This is a genomic window from Aestuariivirga sp. (assembly GCF_037139295.1).
In the GTDB taxonomy this organism is placed as follows: Bacteria; Pseudomonadota; Alphaproteobacteria; order Rhizobiales; family Aestuariivirgaceae; genus Aestuariivirga.
This window is the reverse complement of the sequence record NZ_JBAXGR010000005.1, coordinates 58,297-79,776: the sequence shown is the minus strand read 5'-3', so window position 1 is coordinate 79,776 and position 21,480 is coordinate 58,297. Positions and strand designations below refer to the sequence as shown.

Annotated in this window: 18 protein-coding genes; 9 read left to right on the top strand and 9 right to left on the bottom strand. The window is 64.8% G+C overall.

What is annotated here, in order from left to right; translation table 11 throughout:
• Nucleotides 1-2 precede the first annotated feature (2 nt).
• Nucleotides 3-1,538, bottom strand: coding sequence for a magnesium-protoporphyrin IX monomethyl ester anaerobic oxidative cyclase (gene bchE, locus WCJ41_RS03120; protein ID WP_336904367.1), 1,536 nt, complete (start codon nt 1,536-1,538; stop codon nt 3-5).
• Nucleotides 1,539-1,770: 232 nt separating this feature from the next.
• Between bchE and WCJ41_RS03115 the strand changes: the two genes are divergently transcribed.
• Nucleotides 1,771-3,663, top strand: coding sequence for a PhoX family phosphatase (locus WCJ41_RS03115; protein ID WP_336904366.1), 1,893 nt, complete (start codon nt 1,771-1,773; stop codon nt 3,661-3,663).
• Between the two features lie 45 nt (nt 3,664-3,708).
• Here the strand turns inward: WCJ41_RS03115 and WCJ41_RS03110 are convergent, their stop codons facing one another.
• Nucleotides 3,709-4,344, bottom strand: a complete 636-nt coding sequence (locus WCJ41_RS03110; protein ID WP_336904365.1) for a helix-turn-helix transcriptional regulator — start codon at nt 4,342-4,344, stop codon at nt 3,709-3,711.
• Nucleotides 4,345-4,445: 101 nt separating this feature from the next.
• On the opposite strand from WCJ41_RS03110, the gene WCJ41_RS03105 reads away from it, so the two are divergent.
• Entirely contained in the window at nt 4,446-4,784 is a 339-nt protein-coding gene (locus tag WCJ41_RS03105) for a DUF952 domain-containing protein (RefSeq protein WP_336904364.1), read from the top strand.
• Nucleotides 4,781-5,866, top strand: a complete 1,086-nt coding sequence (locus tag WCJ41_RS03100) for a quinone-dependent dihydroorotate dehydrogenase (RefSeq protein WP_336904363.1) — start codon at nt 4,781-4,783, stop codon at nt 5,864-5,866. Before WCJ41_RS03105 ends, WCJ41_RS03100 begins: the two co-directional genes overlap by 4 nt.
• On the opposite strand, the gene WCJ41_RS03095 is transcribed toward WCJ41_RS03100, so the two are convergent.
• The gene (locus tag WCJ41_RS03095; protein WP_336904362.1) at nt 5,842-6,663 is read right to left on the bottom strand and encodes a transporter substrate-binding domain-containing protein; all 822 of its coding nucleotides are present in this window, start codon (nt 6,661-6,663) and stop codon (nt 5,842-5,844) included. The genes WCJ41_RS03100 and WCJ41_RS03095 overlap by 25 nt on opposite strands.
• A gap of 143 nt (nt 6,664-6,806) precedes the next feature.
• Here WCJ41_RS03095 and WCJ41_RS03090 point away from each other — a divergent pair, with 143 nt between their 5' ends.
• Nucleotides 6,807-8,525, top strand: a complete 1,719-nt coding sequence (locus tag WCJ41_RS03090; protein WP_336904361.1) for a glycosyltransferase family 2 protein — start codon at nt 6,807-6,809, stop codon at nt 8,523-8,525.
• On the opposite strand, the gene WCJ41_RS03085 is transcribed toward WCJ41_RS03090, so the two are convergent.
• Together WCJ41_RS03085 and WCJ41_RS03080 are read right to left on the bottom strand one after the other, a co-directional pair.
• Nucleotides 8,437-10,161 (bottom strand): SulP family inorganic anion transporter, encoded by a 1,725-nt coding sequence (locus WCJ41_RS03085; RefSeq protein ID WP_336904360.1) that lies wholly within the window; start codon nt 10,159-10,161, stop codon nt 8,437-8,439. The two genes, WCJ41_RS03090 and WCJ41_RS03085, sit on opposite strands and share 89 nt — an antisense overlap.
• Before the next feature lie 26 nt (nt 10,162-10,187).
• Nucleotides 10,188-10,454, bottom strand: coding sequence for a helix-turn-helix transcriptional regulator (locus tag WCJ41_RS03080; protein ID WP_336904359.1), 267 nt, complete (start codon nt 10,452-10,454; stop codon nt 10,188-10,190).
• Between the two features lie 451 nt (nt 10,455-10,905).
• Here WCJ41_RS03080 and WCJ41_RS03075 point away from each other — a divergent pair, with 451 nt between their 5' ends.
• From WCJ41_RS03075 to WCJ41_RS03060, 4 genes are read left to right on the top strand one after another with little or no spacing between them, the layout of a single operon-like run.
• The gene (locus WCJ41_RS03075; protein WP_336904358.1) at nt 10,906-11,982 is read left to right on the top strand and encodes a toxic anion resistance protein; all 1,077 of its coding nucleotides are present in this window, start codon (nt 10,906-10,908) and stop codon (nt 11,980-11,982) included.
• 1 nt (nt 11,983) lies between these two features.
• The gene (locus WCJ41_RS03070; protein ID WP_336904357.1) at nt 11,984-13,561 is read left to right on the top strand and encodes a VWA domain-containing protein; all 1,578 of its coding nucleotides are present in this window, start codon (nt 11,984-11,986) and stop codon (nt 13,559-13,561) included.
• A gap of 2 nt (nt 13,562-13,563) precedes the next feature.
• Nucleotides 13,564-14,190 carry a 5-bromo-4-chloroindolyl phosphate hydrolysis family protein gene (locus WCJ41_RS03065; RefSeq protein ID WP_336904356.1) on the top strand — a complete coding sequence of 209 codons (627 nt, stop codon included), beginning with the start codon at nt 13,564-13,566 and terminating at the stop codon, nt 14,188-14,190.
• Nucleotides 14,187-15,272: a hypothetical protein gene (locus WCJ41_RS03060; RefSeq protein WP_336904355.1), complete on the top strand. Its 1,086-nt coding sequence runs from the start codon at nt 14,187-14,189 to the stop codon at nt 15,270-15,272. The genes WCJ41_RS03065 and WCJ41_RS03060 overlap by 4 nt, the downstream gene beginning before the upstream one ends.
• Before the next feature lie 6 nt (nt 15,273-15,278).
• On the opposite strand, the gene WCJ41_RS03055 is transcribed toward WCJ41_RS03060, so the two are convergent.
• The 3 genes from WCJ41_RS03055 to WCJ41_RS03045 form a co-directional block, all read right to left on the bottom strand.
• Nucleotides 15,279-16,109 (bottom strand): bifunctional allantoicase/(S)-ureidoglycine aminohydrolase, encoded by an 831-nt coding sequence (locus WCJ41_RS03055; RefSeq protein ID WP_336904354.1) that lies wholly within the window; start codon nt 16,107-16,109, stop codon nt 15,279-15,281.
• A 179-nt stretch (nt 16,110-16,288) separates the two neighbouring features.
• Complete coding sequence (locus WCJ41_RS03050) at nt 16,289-17,587, bottom strand: L,D-transpeptidase family protein (protein ID WP_336904353.1); 1,299 nt, start codon at nt 17,585-17,587, stop codon at nt 16,289-16,291.
• A 132-nt stretch (nt 17,588-17,719) separates the two neighbouring features.
• The gene (locus WCJ41_RS03045; protein ID WP_336904352.1) at nt 17,720-19,768 is read right to left on the bottom strand and encodes an NAD(P)-binding protein; all 2,049 of its coding nucleotides are present in this window, start codon (nt 19,766-19,768) and stop codon (nt 17,720-17,722) included.
• 88 nt (nt 19,769-19,856) lie between these two features.
• On the opposite strand from WCJ41_RS03045, the gene WCJ41_RS03040 reads away from it, so the two are divergent.
• Nucleotides 19,857-20,834, top strand: coding sequence for a threonine/serine dehydratase (locus tag WCJ41_RS03040; RefSeq protein WP_336904351.1), 978 nt, complete (start codon nt 19,857-19,859; stop codon nt 20,832-20,834).
• A 3-nt stretch (nt 20,835-20,837) separates the two neighbouring features.
• Here the strand turns inward: WCJ41_RS03040 and WCJ41_RS03035 are convergent, their stop codons facing one another.
• Nucleotides 20,838-21,344 carry a hypothetical protein gene (locus WCJ41_RS03035; RefSeq protein WP_336904350.1) on the bottom strand — a complete coding sequence of 169 codons (507 nt, stop codon included), beginning with the start codon at nt 21,342-21,344 and terminating at the stop codon, nt 20,838-20,840.
• Nucleotides 21,345-21,480: the final 136 nt, after the last annotated feature.

The window sequence follows — 21,480 nt, the reverse complement described above, 5'->3', positions numbered from 1 at the left end:
GTTCATTCGGCGGCAATCCTTGGGTGGCGAGCCAGCGCCTGCTCCGGCAATTGCTCCTCGCCGGAGAATTCGGCGACGGTCGGGCCTGGGCGGCTGGGAAACAGGAAGAAGTCGCGGAATTCGCGCAGCCACACCCGGCGTCCCATGCGGGTGTACCACCGCTGGGCATGGCGGAGCACAGGATCGGGCTGCAGGTAGGCGCGCCACAGCGCTCTGGGCCGCGCCTGCAGCACAGCTTCAATGAGCTTCACCCACAGGAATACGCGCCAGGCCGGAACGCGCGGGGTTTCCAGCACCTGGTGCTTGTAATCCCACAAGCGCAGGTCGCGCTGGATGACGCGGCGGCGCGCACTCTGCCGGTGAAAGGGAGTCCAGCGATGCGGCGTGGCGAACAGCGAGATCACCTGATCCGGATCATAGGAGAGGAGGTTGCGCAGCAGCCTCCAGTAATCCGCGTCGGTCTCTTCCTCGAAGCCAACGGCGAAGGTGCAGAGACCGATCATGCCATGGGCGCGCAGCAGCTGGATCGCCTGACGGTCCTTCGCCGTGGTTCCGCCCTTGCGTAGGGTGCTGAGGGTGGCTTCGTCAGTAGCCTCGATGCCGAGCAGGAAGCGCAGGCAACCCGCCTTCTTGTACAGCGTCAGCAGGTCGGCATCGCGCACGATGTCATCGGCGCGCGTCGAACCGATGATGAGAACCGGCACGCTCTCGGCGATCATCGCCTCCAGGAAAGCCTTCCACGCCACACGCGAGGAGGTGGGGTTCTCATCGGCGAGATTGACGAGATCGATGCCCTTCTCCCGGTGCAGGCGCGCGATTTCCCTGGCGAAGGCCACAGGGTCGCGGTGGCGCCACTTGGTCCAGAAGCCGCGCTGGCCGCAATAGGTGCAGAGATGCGGGCAGCCGCGCGAGAACTGCATCACCACTGCGCGTTTGCCGCCCCAATAGGAGTGCTGCGTGAAGTCGATCAACTCCCAGCCGATCCGCGCCTGATCGAGGTCGGTGAGCATGGCTGCGGGCTTCGTGGCGAAGGGTTCGCCGGCCCAGCGGAAGGCGAGGCCCGGGACGGTGACCAGCGGGCGGCCTGCGGCCAGCGCCGCCATCAGCGCCGGGGCCGTCACCTCGCCCTCGCCGCGCACGATGATGTCGATCTGCGGCGCTTCGCGCAGGATGCTTTGCCAGTGATAGGTGGGGTGGACACCACCATAGGCGATGGTGACGTCCGGCCACGCCGCGCGCACGGCGGCGCAGATCTCCAGCACCACGGGGTGGGCCGAGGTCGAACCCGAATGGCCGATGAGCAGCGCATCGGGCACATCGCTGCTGAGGTCGGCCAGAATCTCCGCTGTGCTCATCGGCGCGATGTCAGCGTTGATCAGCCGCACATGGTGGCCGGCATCGATCAGCGGCCCGCCGACCATCAGCAGGCCGAGCGGCGGCAGCAGCTCGCCCGGCACGCGGCTGCCAATCGCGCGGTGCGGTGGGTTCAGCAGGGCGATTTTGAGGGCAGGGCTCGTGTGGGATGTCATGTCGCGCATGGTGTCCTCAGGTGGTGATCGAAGACTTGAATGTGGTGATATCCGCTTCACCGCCGCCATCACCGGTCCTTGCCGCTTCTTGCCAGGGGGCCGCACAGGCTGTGCGGAAGCGGGCAAGCCCGGCAGGACCCAGCAGTCCGCGCCCGCAATCCACAGGAGCTGCGCCTTCAAGCGGCTGTCATGTACCGGTGTTCGAGTTCCGGGTGAAATCACGCCAACCGGGAGAAAACACATGAACAGGATTGATGGCGGCAGCGCGCCGGTTTCCACACTTTCGCGCCGCAACCTCTTGAAGGCGGGCGTGGGCGCCATTGCGCTGGCCGCCGCCTCGCCGCTGGCTCTTCTGCCGCGCCCGGCGCGGGCGGTAGCACCCATCTCGACCCTCACCTTCACCGAGCTGCCGCGCATCTATGATCAGACGCATCATGTGGCCGATGGCTACAAGGCGGATGTGGTGCTGCGCTGGGGCGACAAGGTGACGGCCGATGCGCCGGCCTTCGACCCCGCGGCCCAGACGGCGGACAGCCAGTCGAAGCAGGCGGGCTACAACAACGATCATATGGCCTATTTCCCGCTGCCCATGGGCTCGCAGAATTCCGAGCGCGGCATCCTGGCGATCAACAACGAATATCCCGATTTCCAGATCATGTTCCCCGGGCTGATCACCTCTGAGGATGATGCCGGCAAGGCGGTGAGCAAGGATCAGGCCGACATCGGGCTTGCCTCGGTGGGCCTTACCATCGTCGAGGTGGAGAAGAAGGATGGCGCGTGGCGGGTGGTCGAGGGCTCGCCGCTGGCGCGGCGCATCACCGGCTTCACCGAATTCGCCATTTCCGGCCCGGCGGCGGGCCATGACCTGATGAAAACCTCGGAAGATCCGACAGGAACCAAGGTGATCGGCACCTCCACCAATTGCGCCGGCGGCCACACGCCATGGGGCACCGTGCTGTCCTGCGAGGAATGGTCGGTCTCCTTCTTCGGCGGCGACCCGGCCAAGACCCAGACGCGCGAGGCGCTGGAGCGCATCGGCATGGCGAGCGAGGACTATTATGGTCTTGCGCGCTTCTATGATCGTTTCAACGTGGAAAAGGAGCCGAATGAGCTGAACCGCTTCCAGTGGGTGGTCGAGGTCGATCCCTATGACGCGTCAGCCGCACCGGTGAAGCGCACCGCACTCGGCCGCTTCGGCCATGAAGGTGCGGCCGTGGCGCTCAACAAGGACGGGCGCGCCGTCGTCTACATGGGCGATGACGACTATTTCGAATATATCTACCGCTTCGTCTCGACAAATGCCTTCAATCCGGCGGACCGCGCGGCGAATCTCAAGCTGCTTGACGAGGGCGTGCTGTCGGTGGCGAAACTCAATGCCGACGGCACGCTGCAGTGGATGCCGCTGGTGCAGGGCACAGGCCCGCTCACGGCCGAGAACGGCTTCCCCGACCAGGCCACCGTGCTGATCAATGCCCGCGCCGCCGCCGACAGGCTGGGCGCCACCAAGATGGACCGGCCGGAGGACATGGAAGTCTCGCCCGTCACCGGCCGCGTCTATGCGGTGATGACCAAGAACAAGAAGCGCAAACCGGAGCAGGTCGACGCCGCCAACCCGCGCGCCGCCAATCTGTGGGGCCAGATCGTCGAGCTCATCCCGCCCGGCAGCGGCGCTGAGGCCGATCATGCGGCCGACAATTTCACCTGGTCGCTGCTGGTGCTGGCGGGCGACACCGCGAAGCCGGAGATCAAGGCGTCGTTCCACCCGGAGACGACGGCCAATGGCTGGTTCGCCACGCCTGACAATATCGCGATGGACCCCAAGGGGCGGCTGTGGATTGCCACCGATGGGCAGAACGACTTCGGTATTGCCGATGGCGTCTTCGCCATGGATGTCGAGGGGCCGGGCCGCGGCCTGTCCCGCGCGCTGTTCGCCTGCCCGACGGGAGCGGAGGCCACAGGCCCGTTCTTCACACCCGACGGCAAGACGATGTTCCTCTCGGTGCAGCATCCGGGAGAGGATTCGGAAAGCGTCGCCAAGCTGTCCACCACCTGGCCCGATTTCGCACCCAATGGCCTGCCCCGGCCCGCGGTGGTCGCGATCACGCGGATCGACGGAGGCGAGATCGGTGGATGACGCGCAGGCCCCGGCGTGAGCCGGGGCTTCGCTGGGAACTATCCCTTACTGGCTGGCCCACATGATGCGGGCGATCCAGTCGACGTCCTTCATGTCCAATGTCTTGGTGGCATGGTTCGGATTGAAGGAGGAGAGTTCGAGGTTTTTGGAGGTCTGGCGCTGCATGACCTTGGCCATCACCTGGCCGTCATTGAGGCGCACCGCCACGCGGTCGCCCTTGCGGACGGTGGCCGACGGCGAGAGGATGATGATGTCGCCCTCGCGGTAGACCGGCAGCATCGAGTCGCCGGTGATCTCCAGCGCATAGGAATTGGGGTCGGTGACGCCCGGAACCTCGATCTCGTCCCAGCCATTGCCGGCGGGGAAGCCCGAATCATCGAAGAAGCCGCCCTTGCCCGCCTTGGCGAGGCCCAAGAGCGGGATCTGGCGCAGCTTCGGCGGCTGGCCGCGGCGGCCGATCAGCAGTTCGGAGAACTCCTCCATCGAGGCGCCCGAGGCCTGCAGGAGCCGCGAAATCGACTCCATGGTCGGCCAGCGCGGGCGGCCATCCGGGCCGTTGCGCTTCGAGGGATTGAAGGAGGTCGGGTCGAGGCCCGACTTCTTGGCGAGGCCCGAGGCCGAGAAGCCATAGCGCTCGGCGATGGTGTCGATGGCGTTCCAGACCTGCTTGTGCGTGAGCATGTTGCCCTCCGATTGGGGAGTAAAAGTTCTTATTGGTAGGAAGCTATACCTTGTGTGGCGGCGATTGTCCAGACGCAATGGGCGGCCTATGGTCCGCGCCCATGCGAATCCTTTACAAAATTCTCTCCGCCGACCAGTGGGATGCGGCGCAGGCCATGGGCCTGTTCACCGGGTCTGCCGTGGACATCAAGGATGGCTTCATCCACCTCTCCACCGCCGAGCAGATGCGCGAGACGGCGGCCCGCCATTTTGCCGGCCAGGACGGGCTGGTGCTGGTGGGGTTCCGTGAGGGGGACCTTCCCAACCTTAGGTGGGAAGCCTCGCGCGGGGGTGACCTGTTCCCCCATGTCTATGGGGCGATCGAGACCGCATTCGCCGTCTCGCAGGATCCGCTTCCGGTGGAGAATGGCGTGCACCGTTTTCCCGCGGGTGCGGCATGAGCCTCGCCGCGCTGGCCTTTCCCTTCGCCCGGCCGCTGCTGCACGCGCTCGATGCCGAGGCGGCGCATGGTATGACCATCCGCGCCCTGTCAGCGATGCCATCGGGCGCTCCGGCTGCCTCGGACAGGCGGCTCGCCGTCGAGGCCTTCGGGCTGCACTTCGCCAACCCGCTGGGCGTTGCTGCGGGCTTCGACAAGAATGCCGAAGTGCCGGATGCCATGCTGGCGCTGGGCTTCGGCTTCACTGAGATCGGCACGGTCACACCCAAGCCGCAGGTGGGCAACCCGCGGCCGCGGCTGTTCCGCCTTCCGGAGGATCGCGCGGTGATCAACCGCATGGGCTTCAACAACGAGGGCCATGGGGCAGCGCTGCGGCGACTCATGGCGCGCAAGACGCGCGGCGGAATCGTGGGCGTCAACATCGGCGCCAACAAGGATTCGGTGGACCGCATCGGCGACTATGTGCAGGGCATCGCAGCCTTTGCGCAGGTCGCCTCCTATTTCACTGTCAACATCTCGTCGCCCAACACGCCGGGCTTGCGCGGGCTGCAGTCACGCGCCGAGCTCGAACAGCTGCTGGGCCGGATCAACGACGAGCGCGCCCGGCAGGAGCGGCAGCCGCCCATGCTGCTCAAGATCGCGCCGGACCTGCGCGAGGATGAACTCGAGGACATCGCGGCGGCCTGCGGCGGCGGCGCGGTGGATGGCATCATCGTGTCCAACACCACGCTGTCGCGCGATGGGCTTCGCTCAGGCCACGCGAAGGAGCAGGGCGGGCTTTCAGGCCTGCCGTTGCTCGCCCTTTCCACGCGGCAGCTGGCGCGCATGTTCGTGCTGACCGAGGGCAAGATCCCGCTGGTGGGGGCAGGCGGCGTGCATGACGGCGCTTCGGCGCTGCTGAAGATCCGCGCCGGCGCCAGCCTCGTGCAGCTCTATTCGGCGCTGGTCTATCAGGGGCCTGGGCTGGTGACGTCGATCCTCAGCCACCTTGCAACTGAAGCGGCGCGCAGTGGCGGCTCACTCGAAAGCTTGCGCGGCCGCGATGCGGCCACGCTCGCTCACCAGGGATCGAGCGGAACGTAGGTCCGGAGGATCTTGGCGGTGGCGCCGATCTCCTGTGCCTTGTCGAGGCCATAGTCGAGGGCCTGCGCCAGTTCGGGCCTGTCACGCCGCACCAGGAAAGACAGGTTGCGGCTGAAATAGTCGAAGTCGGAGTAGGCGCCGCCGAGCAGGCGGCAGCAATTGGCCGCCGCTTCGCCTGCCACCCAGTAGATGACCTGCAGGTTGTCGCCGAAGATGGCATCGACCTCGCCTGACTTGAGCGCCGCACCCGCTGCCGCCAGATCGGCATAGGGCGTGATGCGGGCGGAGGCATAATAGGCGGCAAGCCAGCGGGCGTGCACCGTGTCCTTCACCACGCCGATGCGGCGGCCATAGAGCGCGCTGGCCGAAGCTGCGTCGAGCGTACTGGTGTCAGCCACCGCGAAACGGCCCATGATGCGGAAATAGGGTCTGGTCATGCGGGCTGCGGCCAGCGTCTTCTCATCAAGGCGCGGGCCGGTGACGGCAACGTCGGCTTCCCCACGCGCGAGCGCAGGCAGGATTTCGGCGAAGGGCAGAACCTCCACCGTGCAGGCAAGGCGCGCCTGCTCGCAGGCGGCGATGGCGATCTCGACCGAGATGCCGGCTGGCGAGCCGGTGCGTGAGCGGAAGCTGTAGGGTGCGAAGTCCTCGTCCGCGATGAGCTTGACGGCCAGGTTGTCAGGCAGCTTGGGCCGGACCTGCTCCTCCACCGTGCGGAACTGGGGCGGTTGATAGGAGGCAGGCGGATTTTCCTGCGCAACTGCAATCTCAGATAGCAGAAGCAGCGTGAAAAACATCCGGCAGGCTGTAGAAAACTTTACGTAACGTCGCATTACTCAGCCATTGGCAAGTGCAGGCAGTGCTGTCGGAACACGATCACCAGGGATTTGGCGAGTCTCCCGCAACGCCCATCAGCATAGCTGGGGGCGACGGCGAAGTCTTGCCCCGTCTGAGCGTTCCGGCGCTCTGCGATCTGCTCCGCCGCCTGCCGAAGGAGGAACTCGAGGAGGCGCTGCGCAGCAAGATCATGCGGGCGGTGAGCCTGCCGGGTGTCGTGTTCCATGCCGCCTGTGGGCTTCCGGCGCTGCGCCAAGCACGGGCACGCGGCCTCGGCATCATAGGCTATGGCGAGGCGGCCGATTTCCTGGTGGCGGCGCGCGCGGTGCATCGCGGCCTGCTGCTGCGCGAGGCGACGTCCGGTCTGGCCCGGCGCTGGCCGATGTTCTCGGCGCGCGGCAGCATGACCTCCGTGCAGCTGTTGTCGCTCATGCTGCTGGTGAGCGGGGCCGTGGCAGCGAGCCTGCTGCTGCCGGGCCACCTGTTCCTCGCCGTTGTCTCGGCGGCGAGTGGCAGCTTCTTCCTCGGCGTGGTGGCGTTGCGCCTCCTGTGCATTCTGCCACCGCTGCAGCGGGCGCCGCCTGAGCAGCGTGTGATCGCGCCCGGTGACTGGCCGGTCTATTCCGTGCTGGTGCCACTGTTCCGCGAGGTTGCGGTCCTGCCGCAGCTGATGGCGGCGCTGCGCGAACTCAATTATCCGGCGGACAAGCTCGACATCAAGCTGATCCTCGAGGAAGAAGACATCCTGATGCAGCGCGCTGTCGCGGCCCTCACACGCGAGGCGCATGTCGAAGTGATCGTCGTGCCCGCCAGCCTGCCGCAGACCAAGCCGCGCGCGCTGAACTATGCGCTGCAGTTCTGCCGTGGCGACTTGCTGACGATTTATGACGCGGAGGATGTGCCGGACCGCGACCAGCTGGAGAAGGCTGCGCGGCGCTTTGCGGCGGCACCGCGCGAGCTTGCCTGCCTGCAGGCGCAGCTCACCTTCTATAACCAGAAGGAGAACTGGCTCACCCGACAGTTCACGGCGGAATATGCGACACTGTTTGGCGTGCTGCTGCCGGTGCTGGCCAACCACAACCTGCCGCTGCCGCTGGGTGGAACCTCCAATCACTTCCGCATGGACGTGCTGCGCAGCGTGGGCGCATGGGACCCCTACAACGTGACGGAGGATGCCGACCTCGGCCTGAGGCTGGCGCGGCTTGGCTATGACACGGGCGTGCTCGACAGCTTCACCTACGAAGAGGCGAACACGCGGCTCGGCAACTGGATGCGGCAGCGGGCACGCTGGCTGAAGGGTTTCCTGATCACCTGGCTCGTTCACATGCGCGAGCCCGCCCTGTTGCTGCGCGAGCTGGGGCCATCGGGCTTCTGGGCAGCACAGGTGCTGACCCTGGGCGTCTTCGCGTCTGTTCTGCTGCACCCTCTCTGCATGGCGGCCACGCTAGTTCTGTGGGTTTTGTATCCCTCGCTCCCGAAGGATGCTGGCGTGGTGTTCTTCCTGCTCGCGGGCGTGAACCTGCTGGTGCTCGTGTCGGGCTATGCCATCTCGATCGTTCTCACCCGGCGTGCCTTGCGCAAACAAGGCATTGCGGGTTGGCACTTCACGATCGCCACCATGCCGCTTTACTGGATTTTGATGTCATTCGCCGCATGGCTGGCCCTGTGGCAGTTCTTCACGAGGCCGTTCCACTGGAACAAGACGGAGCACGGGCTGTCCTCCGTCCGGCCTGTCAGGCCGGGGCAAGTTCCTGGTACTGCGCCAGGGCGTCGTCGATGGTGGCGGCGAAATGCACGGCGGGCGGCCTCACCCCGTGGGTGAGCAGGCTCCGCCGCACATCCGCGTTGGCAGCACTCACGAACAGCTTCACGCCGCGCTTCTCCGCCTTGTGGGCGAGGCCCTCCATGACGTTGGCGCCGGTCGAATCGAGGAAGGGCACGGCTGCGAAGTCGACGATGAGCGCCTTGTGCGTATCCTGGATGCGATCGAGCACTGAAGCGATGGAGGCCGCGGCGCCGAAGAAGAAAGCGCCGGTGATGCGATAGACCACGAGTTCCGGATTGGCGGCGAGCGCCTCGTCATAGCCGCCGCGCGGCAGGGTGGAATCGGCCACGTCCTCGCCGACGAAGGGCGTGTGCGTTTCGACTGCGGTGGCCTTCGACATGCGGTGGATGAACAAGACCGAGCCCAGCGCAAAGCCGACGATGATGGCCTCCGTGAGGTCGCGGAAGATGGTGAGGAAGAAGGTGGCGGCCAGCACCGCGACATCGCCCCAGCCGGAGCGCACGAGCACCGCGATGGCCGGCTTCTCGATCATGTTCCAAGAGACGATCGCCAGCACGCCGGCGAGGGCTGCGAGCGGAACATAGGCGGCGAGCGGTGCAGCCACCGCCATGAAGATCAGGATGAACACCGCATGCAGCATGCCTGACACGGGGCTGTGAGCGCCGGAGCGCACGTTGGTGGCGGTGCGCGCGATGGTGCCGGTAACGCAGAAGCCACCGAACAGCGCGGAGCCGATGTTGGCGGCACCCTGTGCAACGAGTTCGCAATTGGAGCGGTGGCGGCGGCCGGTCATGCCATCGGCCACGACGGCGGAAAGCAGTGACTCGATGGCGCCGAGCAGCGTGAAGGACAGTGCTGCTGGCAGCACCTCAATGATCTTGGCGGCTGACAGCGTAGGCAGCGAAGGCGCTGGCAGCGTGCTCGGGATACCGCCGAACTTGGAGCCGATGGTGGTGACGTCGAGGCCCAGCTTCCAGGTGATGAGCGCGGCGAGCGTCACGGCGATGAGCATGCCGGGCCAGTGCGGGCGCAGCCTCTTGAGACCGACGATGATCGCGATGGTACCGAGCGACAGGGCGAATGCGGCGGGCGAGATCGTTGGCAGCGCGTTCAACAGCACGGGAATTTTTTGCAGCAGCGGGCCGGGTTCCGGCACGCTGAGCGTGAGGCCGAGAAGATCCTTGATCTGGCTGGCGAAGATGATGACGGCGATGCCTGCGGTGAAGCCAACCGTGACGGGGAAGGGAATGAACTTGATGAAGGTGCCGAGCCGCAGGAAGCCCACCGCCGCGAGCAGGATGCCCGAGAGGAAGGTGGCAAGGATCAGCCCGTCCATGCCGTGCTGCGACACCGTGGCCGCCACCAGAACGATGAAGGCACCCGCAGGTCCACCGATCTGGAAGCGCGAACCGCCGAGCAGCGAGACGATGAAGCCACCCACGGCGGCCGTGTAGAGGCCTTGTGCGGGCGTGGCTCCGGACGCGATGGCGATGGCCATGGAGAGTGGCAGTGCCACGATCGCCACGGTGAGGCCCGCGAGCGCATCGGCGCGCAGGTTCTTGAGCGTGTAGCCTTCGCGCAGCACCGTCACCAGTTTCGGCGTGAACAATTCAGCGAAGCTGGCGCCCTTGGGGGCGGGTGGGGTGGAGGGCGAAGCGGTCTGAACGGACATCTGGGATGGCCCCGTTGCTGATGGTCTCAGGTGTTGGGTGGCGTCTTGGCTTCGCGGAAGCGCACGCCGCGTCCGCCGCCTTTGCTCTGGGTATTGTCGCCGATGAGTTCGATGCCCGCCGCTTCAAGCGCCTGCACGAGCTTGACGAGGCTGTCGACCACGCCGCGCACCTGGCCGTCGCTGGCTTCCATGCGCTGTATGGTGGGAAGGGAAAGGCCTGCCCTTTCAGCCAAGGTCCGCTGGTCCATGCCGAGCAGGGCACGGGCGGCGCGGATCTGGGCGGAGGTGATCATGGCGGAGACTTGACGGTGATGATTGTGTTTAGAACCTAGATATTCAAGCTCTAGCCGTCAATGATGATATATGAAGCATCATGTGGTGTCTCATGGTTCGAGGCAGATTTGTCGGCAGCCGACGCCGGGGCAGAAGATGATCGGTCTGGTCACCAACCGCCCCGCCAGGAACTCTTGAATTGATTCGCTCATGTGACTACTTCTAAGCGAAGCATTTACCCTATGTGACCTGGACGCGACGCGGACGATTCATGCCACTCAACGCCAGATCCCATTCCAAGTTGTTCACCTGCAAGCCGACGTCAGGCACCGACACATGACGTTCACATTCAAGTGCAGTCTAACATCATGATTGTGCGCGCTGTGTCCATCCGAATGACCGCTGCACAGAATCCATTGCCGGCGGATCCGCTGATCCGACCGGGTCGCCATATCAGCGGGAGGCAAATCCATGACGAATATCCAGACAACCGCTGATGCGGCAGGACTTCCCGCCGTCATGGCCGATCCGGGCGAAGTCGCCCGTATCCGCTCATCGATCGACCTGGGTGATCGCGCAGAGCTTTCGACCTTCGGCGAGAGAGCGCAGCAGTCAGTCACTGCCTATGCTGACAAGATCCTTGCCCAAACCCGCAACCGCGACATGGGCGAAACGGGCAAGCTGCTGATCGACATTCTCGAGAAGGCGAAGGGTCTCGATCCTGCCTCGATCAAGGAAGGCGGGTTCCTGTCGCGCATCTTCTCGTCGCTCGAGGCGCGCGTCCGCCGCTTCACCGAACAGTTCGAGGACGTGGCGAGCCAAATCGATGGAGTGACCATCGAGCTTGGCCAGCACAAGGACAATCTGAAGCGAGACCTGGCCGTCCTCGACGATCTCCACGCCGAGACCAAGCGGTCGATCGCAGCTCTCGATGCATACATTCTGGCAGGCAAGACGTTCGGTGAAACCTTTCGCGCCGAGCACCTGCCTGCACTCAAGCGCGAAGCAGAGGCCGACAAGGACCAGACAGACGGCTTGCTCAAGGCGCAGACCTATCAGGATGCTCTGCAGGCACTCGACCGTCTGGAAAAGCGTGTCTTCTATCTCCAGCAGGCCCGGCAGATCGGCATCCAGCAACTGCCGCAGATCCGCATCGTCCAGGCGGGTGACGAGACGCTCATTGAAAGTCTGCAGGCGACCTCCGAACTCACCATCCCGGTCTGGAAGCAGAAGATGATCCTGCTTCTTGGCCTCTCGCGTCAAAAGAAGGCACTTGATCTGCAGAAGACGGTGACGGACGCCACCAACACAATGATCAAGCAGGCCTCTGAAATGATGAAGGACCAGGCCATCGCCATCGAGGAGCAGGCGCAGCGCGGCATCGTGGACATCGATACGCTGGAACAGGCCAACCGCGACCTCATCGACACGATTCAGGGCGTGCTGAGGGTGCAGGAGGAGGGCCGCGACAAGAGGGCCGTCGCAGAGCGCCAGATGGAACGCATGACGGACGAACTCAAGAAGGTGCTGACGGAGGCCAGAGCCTGAGATGGCCCGCCTCCGGCACGCGGTATCGCTCGCCGCCATTCTCGGGTTGCTGTTCGCGCTGTCGGGTTGCGGCGGAGCGCCGGGGCCGGCCTTCGATATCGTCTCCGGCTCGGAAAACCAGCCGTTGGAAACGCTGGCGCAAGAATTCTGCAAGGAACGACGTGCCACCTGCAAGATGACGTATCAGGGTTCGCTTGATATTGGGCTGGGTTTGAGACCAGGGCAGGATGTCAAGTACGATGCGGTATGGCCGGCCTCGGGCATCTGGATCGCGATGTTCGACAGTGGCCGCCGGGTGAGCGCGCTCAAGTCCATCTCCCAAAGTCCGGTGGTGCTCGGGGTGCGCCAGTCGAAGGCGGAGGCTCTTGGCTGGACCAAGGGTCCGGTCGCGATGGCCGACATCCTGGCCGCTGTCGAATCCGGCAAGCTCAAGTTCCTGATGACGTCGGCCACCCAATCCAACTCCGGCGCCAGTGCCTATATCGCCATGCTGTCGGCGGCGCTGGGTTCCAGGGCGGTCATCACCGAGGCCGACCTGTCGGGCGCCTCGGCGGATCTCGCCGCGCGCCTGCTGCGCGGCGTCGAACGCTCGTCGGGTTCGAGTGGCTGGCTTGCCGATCTCTATCTCTCATCAGCCGAAAAGGGCGTGGTCTACGACGCGATGTGGAACTACGAAGCCGTGCTGAAGGAGACAAACGACAAGCTGCGCCAGGCGGGCAAGGAACTGCTCTGGGCTGTCTATCCCTCCGACGGCGTCGCCATGGCTGACTCGCCTCTGGGCTTTGTCGATCGGGGCCGCGGACCCGAGGTGAAGCAATTCTTCGATGACCTCCAGGCCTGGCTCCTGTCCCCTGCGGTTCAGGCGCGGATCGCGGCGACCGGCCGCCGCGTGCCGGCCGACCGGGCGGCCCCCGCCAAGCCCGAAGCGGACTGGAACTTCGATCCCCAGCGGCTGGTCACCGCAGTGCCGCTACCGGAGCCCGACGTCATCAGCAAGGCACTGGTGCTGTATCAGGAGGCGCTGCGGCGTCCCTCGCTGAGCGTGCTCTGCCTCGACTTCTCCGGCAGCATGCAGGGCGATGGCGAGAGCGCCCTGCAGCGTGCCATGGAATTCCTGCTCACGCCGGAACGTGCGGCAGAGGTGCTGGTGCAGTGGTCGCCGCGTGACCGCATCATCGTCATTCCCTTCAATGGCCAGGTGATCAATGCCTGGGAAGGGACAGGCCAGCCGGCCGATCAGGCGAAGATCCTGGATGGCGTGCGGAGCCTGCACGCGGATGGTGGCACCAACATGTATGCCTGCGCCATGGAGGGGCTGAGACGCATGGAGGCATTGGGCAATATGCAAGATTACCTGCCCGCCATCTATGTGCTGACCGACGGGCGCAGCGATGGCGATCCTGGCTCCTTCGTCAACAGCTTGTCCGCTGGGGAGCGCGATGTTCCGATCTTCGGCATTACCTTCGGCGATGCTGACCGTGAGCAACTAGACGCGCTCGCCAAGGCCTCGGGCGGACGCGTCTTCGATGGCACGAAGGACCTGACCGGCGCATTCCGCTCGGCCCGTGGTTACAACTGATAATGACCGGGCAGCTTTTCCGCAACGGTCTCAACTGGGTAGTGGCGGGCATCGTGGCCGCCGCCCTCATCCCGCTCCTGGCCTTCGGCATCAAGCTTCCCTTTTTGGTGGCGCTCGGCGTCGGTCTCACCGCCTTTTTCGGTCTGGTGCTGTTGCTGGCGCCGCGCGGCCTGTTCGAAGGGGTCGATGTCTCGACCCTCAACAAGGGCAAGCTCGATCTCGTCCGCAAGGTGCTGACGGAGGCGACGCCGGAGCTTGAGCGCCTCGATGCCGCCTCGCGGCGTATCCGCAATCCGGCGATCCGCAAGGGCACCGCGGAGCTGACATCGACGGCTCGAACCATCTTCGCGCGCATCGAGCAGAATCCGGAGCGCATGATATCGGTGCAACGCTTCCTCACCTATTACTTGCCCGCTGCCGCCGAGCTCACAGAAAGCTATGGCGTGCTCGAACAGCAGCGCTCGCCCGACGCCGGTCGGCTGCAGCAGTCCGAGTCGGTTCTCGGCAAGCTCAACGAGGCCTTCGGACATTATGCCGATACCATGCTCGAGTCCGATCTCTCGGGTCTCGATGTCGACCTGCGCCTGATTGAACGCGCGGTGAAGGACGACCTGGAGACCCGCCCATGACCATGACTCGCCGTGCTGTCGGTATCGGCCTCATTGCCGCCAGTGCGGTTGCAACCGGTGGCTACCTCTATCTCAAGGACACGAAGTATCTTCGCCCGCCGCAACCTCTCACCGGCTTTGTCGGCGGAGAAAAGCGCGGCTTCCTCGCCAATCCCGCCACCGTCGCGGCGCTGCGCAACGACGGCTTCGAACTGAACGCCAGACAGGCGGGCTCGGTCGAGATGGTTCGCGAGGCACAGATCTTGCGGCAGGATCCGGACTTTCTATGGCCGTCTTCATCGGTGATGGTGGAAATCGCCAAGGAGAACAACGTGCCGATCCGCCGCGCCGAGGTCATCCTCAATTCTCCCATCGTGGTCTATTCCTGGGAGCCAGTCGCAGCGGGGCTCGAGGCAGCGGGCCTCGTCAAACGCCAGGCTGATGGCACGCGGACCATTGATCTCGCGCAGTATCTCAAGGCTGTGTTGGCCGGCCGGAGTTGGACCGACTTGGGTGTTGCAGAACTTTCCGGGCCGGCGCGCATCGTGGCGACCGATCCGAACCTCTCCAATTCCGGGTTCATGTTTGCGGGGTTGGTGGCCAATCTGCTGACCGGCGAGGTGACGCAGCAGTCCCAGCTTTCGGCTATTTCCGGAGATATGGGTGCGCTATTCCATCGCATGGGCTTCAAGTCGAATTCCTCGGGAAGCCTGTTCGAGGATTACATCGCCGGCGGTCCGGGCGTCTATCCCATGGCCGTGCTCTATGAGAATCAGCTCATCGAATGGGCGCTTGAAGATGCTGCGCGCTGGCAGAGGGTGATGGCAGGCAGTGCTAGGCCCGTTCTCCTCTATCCTGCTCCGACGGTCTACTCGGCCCATCCGCTGATCAGCCTGAAACCCGCCGCCGACGATCTGATCGGCGCATTGCTCAGCCCCGCGCTGCAGGAGATCGCCTGGAGTTCGCACGGCTTCCGAGGCCCTCTCGGTTTGCCAGGCGCCACCGTAGGCCCGGGTCAACCAATCATTCCCGAGAAGCTTACCGCCATCGTCCCGATGCCGGAGGCCAAGGTCATGCTCGATATCCTGCAGCTGCTGTCCTGATGTGAGCTAGGCGAAAGGCCCCTTCAGCTTCATGTGGCGGTTCACGTCCTTGTAGAGCAGGTAGCGGAAGCGCCCCGGTCCGCCGGCATAACAGGCCTGCGGGCAGAAGGCCCTGAGCCACATGAAGTCGCCAGCCTCCACTTCCACCCAGTCACGGTTCAGGCGGTAGACGGCCTTGCCTTCCAGTACATAAAGGCCATGCTCCATCACATGCGTCTCGGCGAAGGGAATGACCGCACCCGGCTCGAAAGTGACGATGTTGACATGCATGTCGTGGCGCACGTCAGCGGGGTCAACGAAGCGGGTGGTCGCCCATTTGCCGTCGGTGCCGGGCATGGCGTGGGGCTTCACCTCCTGGTCGGAGGTGACGAAGGCTTCCGGCGGCTTGATGCCCTCGACCGCCTCATAGGCCTTGCGCACCCAGTGGAAACGCACGGGCGCCTTGGACTCGTTCTTCAGCGCCCAGTGCACGCCGGGTGGGAGATAGGCATAGCCGCCCGGCTTCAGCTCATGCCGCCAGCCATCGAGCGTCAGGACCATCTCACCCTCGACGACGAACAGCACGCCTTCGGCTACCTTCGAAAGCTCCGGCTTTTCGCTGCCACCACCAGGCGCCACTTCCATGATGTATTGCGAAAAGGTCTCGGCAAAGCCCGACAGCGGCCGGGCAATCACCCAGGCGCGCGTCTCGTTCCAGAAGGGCAGAACGCTGGTCACGATATCGCGCATCACGCCCCTGGGGATCACCGCATAGGCCTCGGTGAACACGGCGCGGCCGGTCAGGAGCTCGGTTTGCGGCGGGAGGCCGCCATGCGGGGCGTAATAGCTGCGGGTCATCGGAGGGTCCGTCTTGTTCCGGGCAAGGCTAGGGCGGTCGCGGCCAGCCTGCAAGCTGGGAGAATGCCCAGCGCTTCGAACCCATCATGCCCGAGCGTGACCCGGGCATCCTTTCCAGTGCCACGAAAAGGGATCGCCGGGTCAAGCCCGGCGATGATGAGAGTCAAAGTGATGTGAGATCAATAGGTCTTCGGCTGCGGCTGGCCAAAGACGAAGTCGGTGCCGTCGAGACCATAGACGTCAGGGCGGAAGTTCACGCGGCCGTCTTCGGTGGCCCAGGCTGTGAGATACATCCAGCGCACGTCCGGGCCGTTCTCGACCGGCTGCTCGTACTGTTCGATGGAATCGACGAGGCTCTGGTATGTCGCCTCGTCGAGCGGCGTCTGCGTGCGGTCGAGGACCCACTTCACCACCGTCTGGACCTGGTCGATGCGGACGCAGCCCGAGCTTTCGAAGCGCACATTGCGGCCGAACAGCTCGCGGTGCGGCGTATCGTGCATGTAGACCATGAACTTGTTGGGGAAGTTGATCTTCACCGCGCCCAATGAATTGTGTGGGCCGGGCTCCTGGCGGAAGAAGTAGCGCTCGGGCGGCGTGGTGGTCCAGTCGATCAGCGCTGGGTCCACCTCTGGTCCTTCAACGCCGTCGAAGATGCGGATGTTCATCATCTGCAGGTAGCTCGGATCCGACATGTATTTCGGAACGATGTCCCTCTCGACGATGGAGGCCGGGATCTTCCAGTAGGGATTGAAGTTGATATCGCTCACCTTGCTGGCGAGCGTCGGTGACGGACGCTCGAGCTTGCCGACAACGATGTTGTGGCGCGAATAGACGTGTCCGTATTCAACCGTCTCGAGCTGGGCTGCGGGAATGTTGACGAGAATGGCGAAGTCGCCCGTGAGGTCCTGGGCATAGGCCTCGACGCGCGTCAGGTTCTCGCGCAGCATGCCGAGGCGGGTGTCGGCGGGCACGTTCAGCTCCGCAAGCGTCTTCTCCGCCACGGTGCCCGACGGCAGGATGCCGTGGTTGATCTGGAAGGCCTTCACCGCATCGACCATTTCCTGGTCATAGACCGAGGCTGTCTCGGAGGAGAGCGAGTCGAAGGACAGGTAGTTCTCGCGGATGAGGCGCTGGCGCAGCGCGATGACGGCTTCGCCCTTGGCTCCCTTCTTGAGGGTGCGCTCCGGGAGGTCCTCCCAGCCGCCGCCGGAGACGATCTCCTCGTACATGCTGATGGCGCCTTCCATGGCGGAGGCTGAATTGGTACTCAGCATCGGCTGCTGGTCCTGGCCCGCGACGATTTCCGTCTGGGTCGCGAGGCCACCGCCCTTGGCGTTCTTGGCAGGCTTGATCTTTGCGGGTGCGGGGGTTGTCAGCGAACCGGTCTGAACCTGCTCCTGGGCAAGGGCGGCCGCTCCCATGGCCAGGAGACTGCCCATGGCGAGGAGGCTGCGATTGAAGGCGCGACGCGACAACACCTGAGAAATCCCCTTGAATCTAGCGCCTTACATTGGACGCGTTGGGTAAATGGCGACTTAAACCTGCAAAGTCCAGTGCCGATTGTGCCTCCTCTAGTGCGCTTCTTCGGCAGGAATGGGGCAGACGCGCGTTCAGCTGAGGGCGGTGACCTCGCGCCGGAAGGGTATCTCGAGGAAATCGAGCTCTGGCCTGCCGAAATCTTCGGCAAACCTGCGGCCGGAATGGACAGCGGCGGCGATGGTGCCGGGGCCATAGCAGTCACCCGCCCGGCTGGCGGGGAGGCCAGCCGCCGAAAGCGCCTGCCACAACCCGTCCACCGGGCGCCGTGCCGTCACCAGCACGACCGAGCCCGCCGCGAGCTGCGAGCCCTCACCCGTGAAGACGCATTCGAGGCTGACATGGCCCTCGCCAATGCCCACCACCGCCTGGTTGGCGATGATCTTGACGCCATGCGTGATGAGACGCGCCTGGATCGCCTTCTGCTCCAGCGAGGCCTTGGTGAAGGAGGAGGCGACGGCAGCGGGGGTGACGAGCGTCACCTGATGACTATCCCGTGCCAGCAACTCGGCGCAGACGCCGCCCATGTAGTAGTGGTCGTCATCGAACAGCACGATGTCCTTCGACCTGGGGCGCTTGCCCGCCATCAGGTCATCAGGTGTCAGCACGTCTGAGGCTGCCGGATGAAGGAAGGGTACCAGGGTGTGGCGACCCGTCAGGTCGCGCAGCCATTCGGAGCCAGTGGTGACGAGAATGTGATCGGCGCCGAGTTCGGCCACCGTGTCCGGCGTCATCTCGCTTTCGAGATACATCGAGACGTTGGGAAGCTTGTTGAGCTGGAGGAGGCGCCAGTCGCGCACCCGGCCCCAGGCCGCGAGGCCGGGAAGCCGGCTCTCGCGCGCCACGCGGCCGCCGGCCTCCGATGCCTTGTCGGCAAGCGTCACCTGGTAACCGCGCTGGCCCAGTGCGCGCGCGGCCTCGAGACCTGCCGGGCCTGCGCCGACGACGAGGATGTGCTTGTCCTCCTCCTTCGCGCGGATCGTTTCCGGGTGCCAGCCGCGCCGCCATTCTTCGCCCATCGAGGGGTTCTGGGTGCAGCGGAGCGGCGTCATGGTGAAGTCGTGGGTGACGCAGACATTGCATCCGATGCATTCGCGGATGTCGTCGAGCCGGCCGTCACGAATCTTGTTGGGCAGATAAGGGTCAGCGATTGACGGCCGCGCCGCGCCGATCATGTCCATGATCCCCTGCTTGATCACGCGCACCATGGTGTCGGGCGAGGTGTAGCGGCCAACACCGACCACGGGCTTCGTCGTGAGCTTCTTGACGCCCTTGATGTAGGGCTCCTGAAAGCCTTCCTCGGAGAAGCGCGAGGTCTGGCTGTCCTTCGACCAGTCGGAGAGCGACAGGTCCCACAGGTCCGGGAGTTCCGCCATCATCGCAATGGCGTCCTCGACCTCGGCAGGCTCCAGTCCGGCGGAGCCGATGAACTCGCTCATGGCGATGCGCACGGGAACGCCGCAGGTGTCGCCCACCGCATCCTTGGTATCCTCGATCACCTCGCGCAGCAGGCGGGCGCGGTTTTCCAGCGAGCCGCCATATTCGTCGGTGCGGAAGTTGGTGGCGCGCGACAGGAAATGCTGAAAGATGCCAAGCCCGTGTCCGGCATAGACGTAGACGAGGTCGAAGCCCGCTTCCTTGGAACGCAGCGCCGCCTTGCGATGGGCGCGGCGCAGGTTGCGGATATCATCCTTGTCCATGCCGCGCGCCTGGATGGGGTCGTTGAAATAGCTCGCGGTGGGCATGGGGCTCACCCCCATGGGTACTTCGCGGCTCCACAGGTTGTTGGCGGTGTAGCCCGAATGGCAGAGCTCGATGCCGGCCAGCGAGCCGTGCTCGTGCACCTTCTCGGCAATGCGCGCCAGCATCGGAATGTCCTGGTCGCTCCACAGGCGGAGTTCGACGTAAGGTGCAACGTCTGCCGTGTGATGGATTTCCACCATCTCGGTGCAGACCACGGCCCAGCCGCCTTCCGCCTTCATGCCGCGCATGGCGGCCAGTGCGGAAGGGTCCTTGTAGCCCATGCCGTTGCAGTGCGGCACCTGGTAGAAGCGGTTGCGCGCGGTGACGGGGCCGATGCGGACGGGCTCGAAGAGGATGTCGTAGCGGGAATCGCGGGTCATCTTGGCTTTCCGTGGTTGCTCAACCGCTTCTAGCAAATCCCGGGGCGCCTCGGCTATGCTTGGCTGAAAGCGACATTTGCGGGGACACATGCTGCCGGAATTCAAGGACATCGAGAAAGCGGCTCGGCGCATCGAGGGATTTGCCGTCAGGACACCCGTCCTCGAATCACCGAAGCTCAATGCCGTCACCGGCAGTCGCATCCTGATCAAGGCGGAATGCCTGCAGCGCACCGGTTCCTTCAAGTTTCGCGGCGCGTGGAACATGATTTCGAAGCTCGACGCCAAGAAGGCGAAGGGCGGGGTCGTCGCCTATTCCTCCGGCAACCATGCGCAGGGGGTTGCCGCTGCTGCCCAGATCAAGGGCCTGCCGGCGCTAATCGTGATGCCGGCCGATACGCCGAAGATCAAGCAGGACAACACCCGCTCCTATGGCGCCGAAGTCGTGACCTATGACCGCGCCACGGAATCGCGCGAGGCGATTGCCGAGCACTATATGAAGGAACGCCATGCGGTAATGGTGCCGCCCTTCGAACATGCCGACATCATTGCGGGCCAGGGCACGGCCGGATTGGAACTTGCGGAAGAGGCTGCAGCGCTCGGTCTTCGTTTCGACGATGTACTTGTCTGCTGCTCGGGCGGAGGGCTGACGGCCGGTGTGGCGCTGGCGATGGAGGCACTGCAGCCGCAGGCAAAGGTGCATTCGGTTGAGCCTGCGGGCTTTGATGATTATGCGCGCTCGCTGAAGAGCGGCCGGATCGAGAAGAATCCGAAGCCCTCGGGCTCGATCTGCGATGCGCTGATGTCGGTGGCGCCGGGTGAAATGACATTCGCCGTCAACAAGCGGTTGCTGGGCGAGGGCCTCACCGTCACGGATGCGGAAGCGGCAGACGCCGTGCGCTTCGCCTTCGAGGTGCTGAAGATCGTGCTGGAACCGGGTGGTGCCGTGGCGCTCGCCGCCGTGCTGTCCGGCAAGATCGAGACCAAGGGAAAGGCCATCGGCGTCATCGCCTCGGGCGGCAATTGTGACCCGGGGCTTTATGCGCGAATCCTGAACCGCGAAGTCTGAACCTCACGAAGCCTTGGAAAGCTCCTCCGCCAGCGGCACGTCGAACTGATCGCCGGGCTTGTGGCGGGTGATGATGATGCGGCCCCGCCGCGGGGGCGCTTCGGCTTCCGGCGGCAGCATGTCGAGGAGGCGCGGCACGGAGGCAATGGTGGCCTCCGGCGCTGGTTCGAAGAGGTCCTCGTCGGCGCGGAAATACCTCATGTGGCGAGGCGCGAGGCGTGTGTGGGGTTCGGCAAGGTGAGGGGCGGGCTCGTCCTCCGCCTCCTCCCGCAGGGCGCTGGACAGGCGGGACATGACTTCGTCGTGGTTGGTGGCGATGGCGGTTTCGAGCCGCCGCATGCTGTCCTGCAGGCTCGAGGTCTCTGCCCGGCGCAGCCGCGTGGAGAATTCGTCGAGGAACCAGCGGCCGCGCGGGGTTTCCATGACCGCCTCGCGGATGGCATCGAAATCTTCCGGATCAAGGCCTGCCGGCGCGGTTCGCGCACGGGGCGGCAATTCTCTGGGCGTCATACGCAACTCCACTCACCGGGGCTGACACGCCCCATCCCCTGCGCCTGTCGCAGGGCACCACCGCCCCTCATAATCATGGCGAGTGGTGAATCTTTGGTTTAGACGCGGTCAATCCGAGATCGCCGGCGCCCCGCAA

Bases quoted from the DNA above. Each gene is read 5' to 3' on its own strand.
- WCJ41_RS03095 (WP_336904362.1), bottom strand. From the start codon at position 6,663: ATGTTTTTCACGCTGCTTCTGCTATCTGAGATTGCAGTTGCGCAGGAA.
- bchE (WP_336904367.1), bottom strand. From the start codon at position 1,538: ATGCGCGACATGACATCCCACACGAGCCCTGCCCTCAAAATCGCCCTG.
- WCJ41_RS03080 (WP_336904359.1), bottom strand. From the start codon at position 10,454: ATGATCACCTCCGCCCAGATCCGCGCCGCCCGTGCCCTGCTCGGCATG.
- WCJ41_RS03035 (WP_336904350.1), bottom strand. From the start codon at position 21,344: ATGACGCCCAGAGAATTGCCGCCCCGTGCGCGAACCGCGCCGGCAGGC.
- WCJ41_RS03110 (WP_336904365.1), bottom strand. From the start codon at position 4,344: ATGCTCACGCACAAGCAGGTCTGGAACGCCATCGACACCATCGCCGAG.
- WCJ41_RS03065 (WP_336904356.1), top strand. From the start codon at position 13,564: ATGACCGGGCAGCTTTTCCGCAACGGTCTCAACTGGGTAGTGGCGGGC.
- WCJ41_RS03040 (WP_336904351.1), top strand. From the start codon at position 19,857: ATGCTGCCGGAATTCAAGGACATCGAGAAAGCGGCTCGGCGCATCGAG.
- WCJ41_RS03060 (WP_336904355.1), top strand. From the start codon at position 14,187: ATGACCATGACTCGCCGTGCTGTCGGTATCGGCCTCATTGCCGCCAGT.
- WCJ41_RS03070 (WP_336904357.1), top strand. From the start codon at position 11,984: ATGGCCCGCCTCCGGCACGCGGTATCGCTCGCCGCCATTCTCGGGTTG.
- WCJ41_RS03075 (WP_336904358.1), top strand. From the start codon at position 10,906: ATGACGAATATCCAGACAACCGCTGATGCGGCAGGACTTCCCGCCGTC.
- WCJ41_RS03115 (WP_336904366.1), top strand. From the start codon at position 1,771: ATGAACAGGATTGATGGCGGCAGCGCGCCGGTTTCCACACTTTCGCGC.
- WCJ41_RS03045 (WP_336904352.1), bottom strand. From the start codon at position 19,768: ATGACCCGCGATTCCCGCTACGACATCCTCTTCGAGCCCGTCCGCATC.
- WCJ41_RS03100 (WP_336904363.1), top strand. From the start codon at position 4,781: ATGAGCCTCGCCGCGCTGGCCTTTCCCTTCGCCCGGCCGCTGCTGCAC.
- WCJ41_RS03105 (WP_336904364.1), top strand. From the start codon at position 4,446: ATGCGAATCCTTTACAAAATTCTCTCCGCCGACCAGTGGGATGCGGCG.
- WCJ41_RS03055 (WP_336904354.1), bottom strand. From the start codon at position 16,109: ATGACCCGCAGCTATTACGCCCCGCATGGCGGCCTCCCGCCGCAAACC.
- WCJ41_RS03085 (WP_336904360.1), bottom strand. From the start codon at position 10,161: ATGTCCGTTCAGACCGCTTCGCCCTCCACCCCACCCGCCCCCAAGGGC.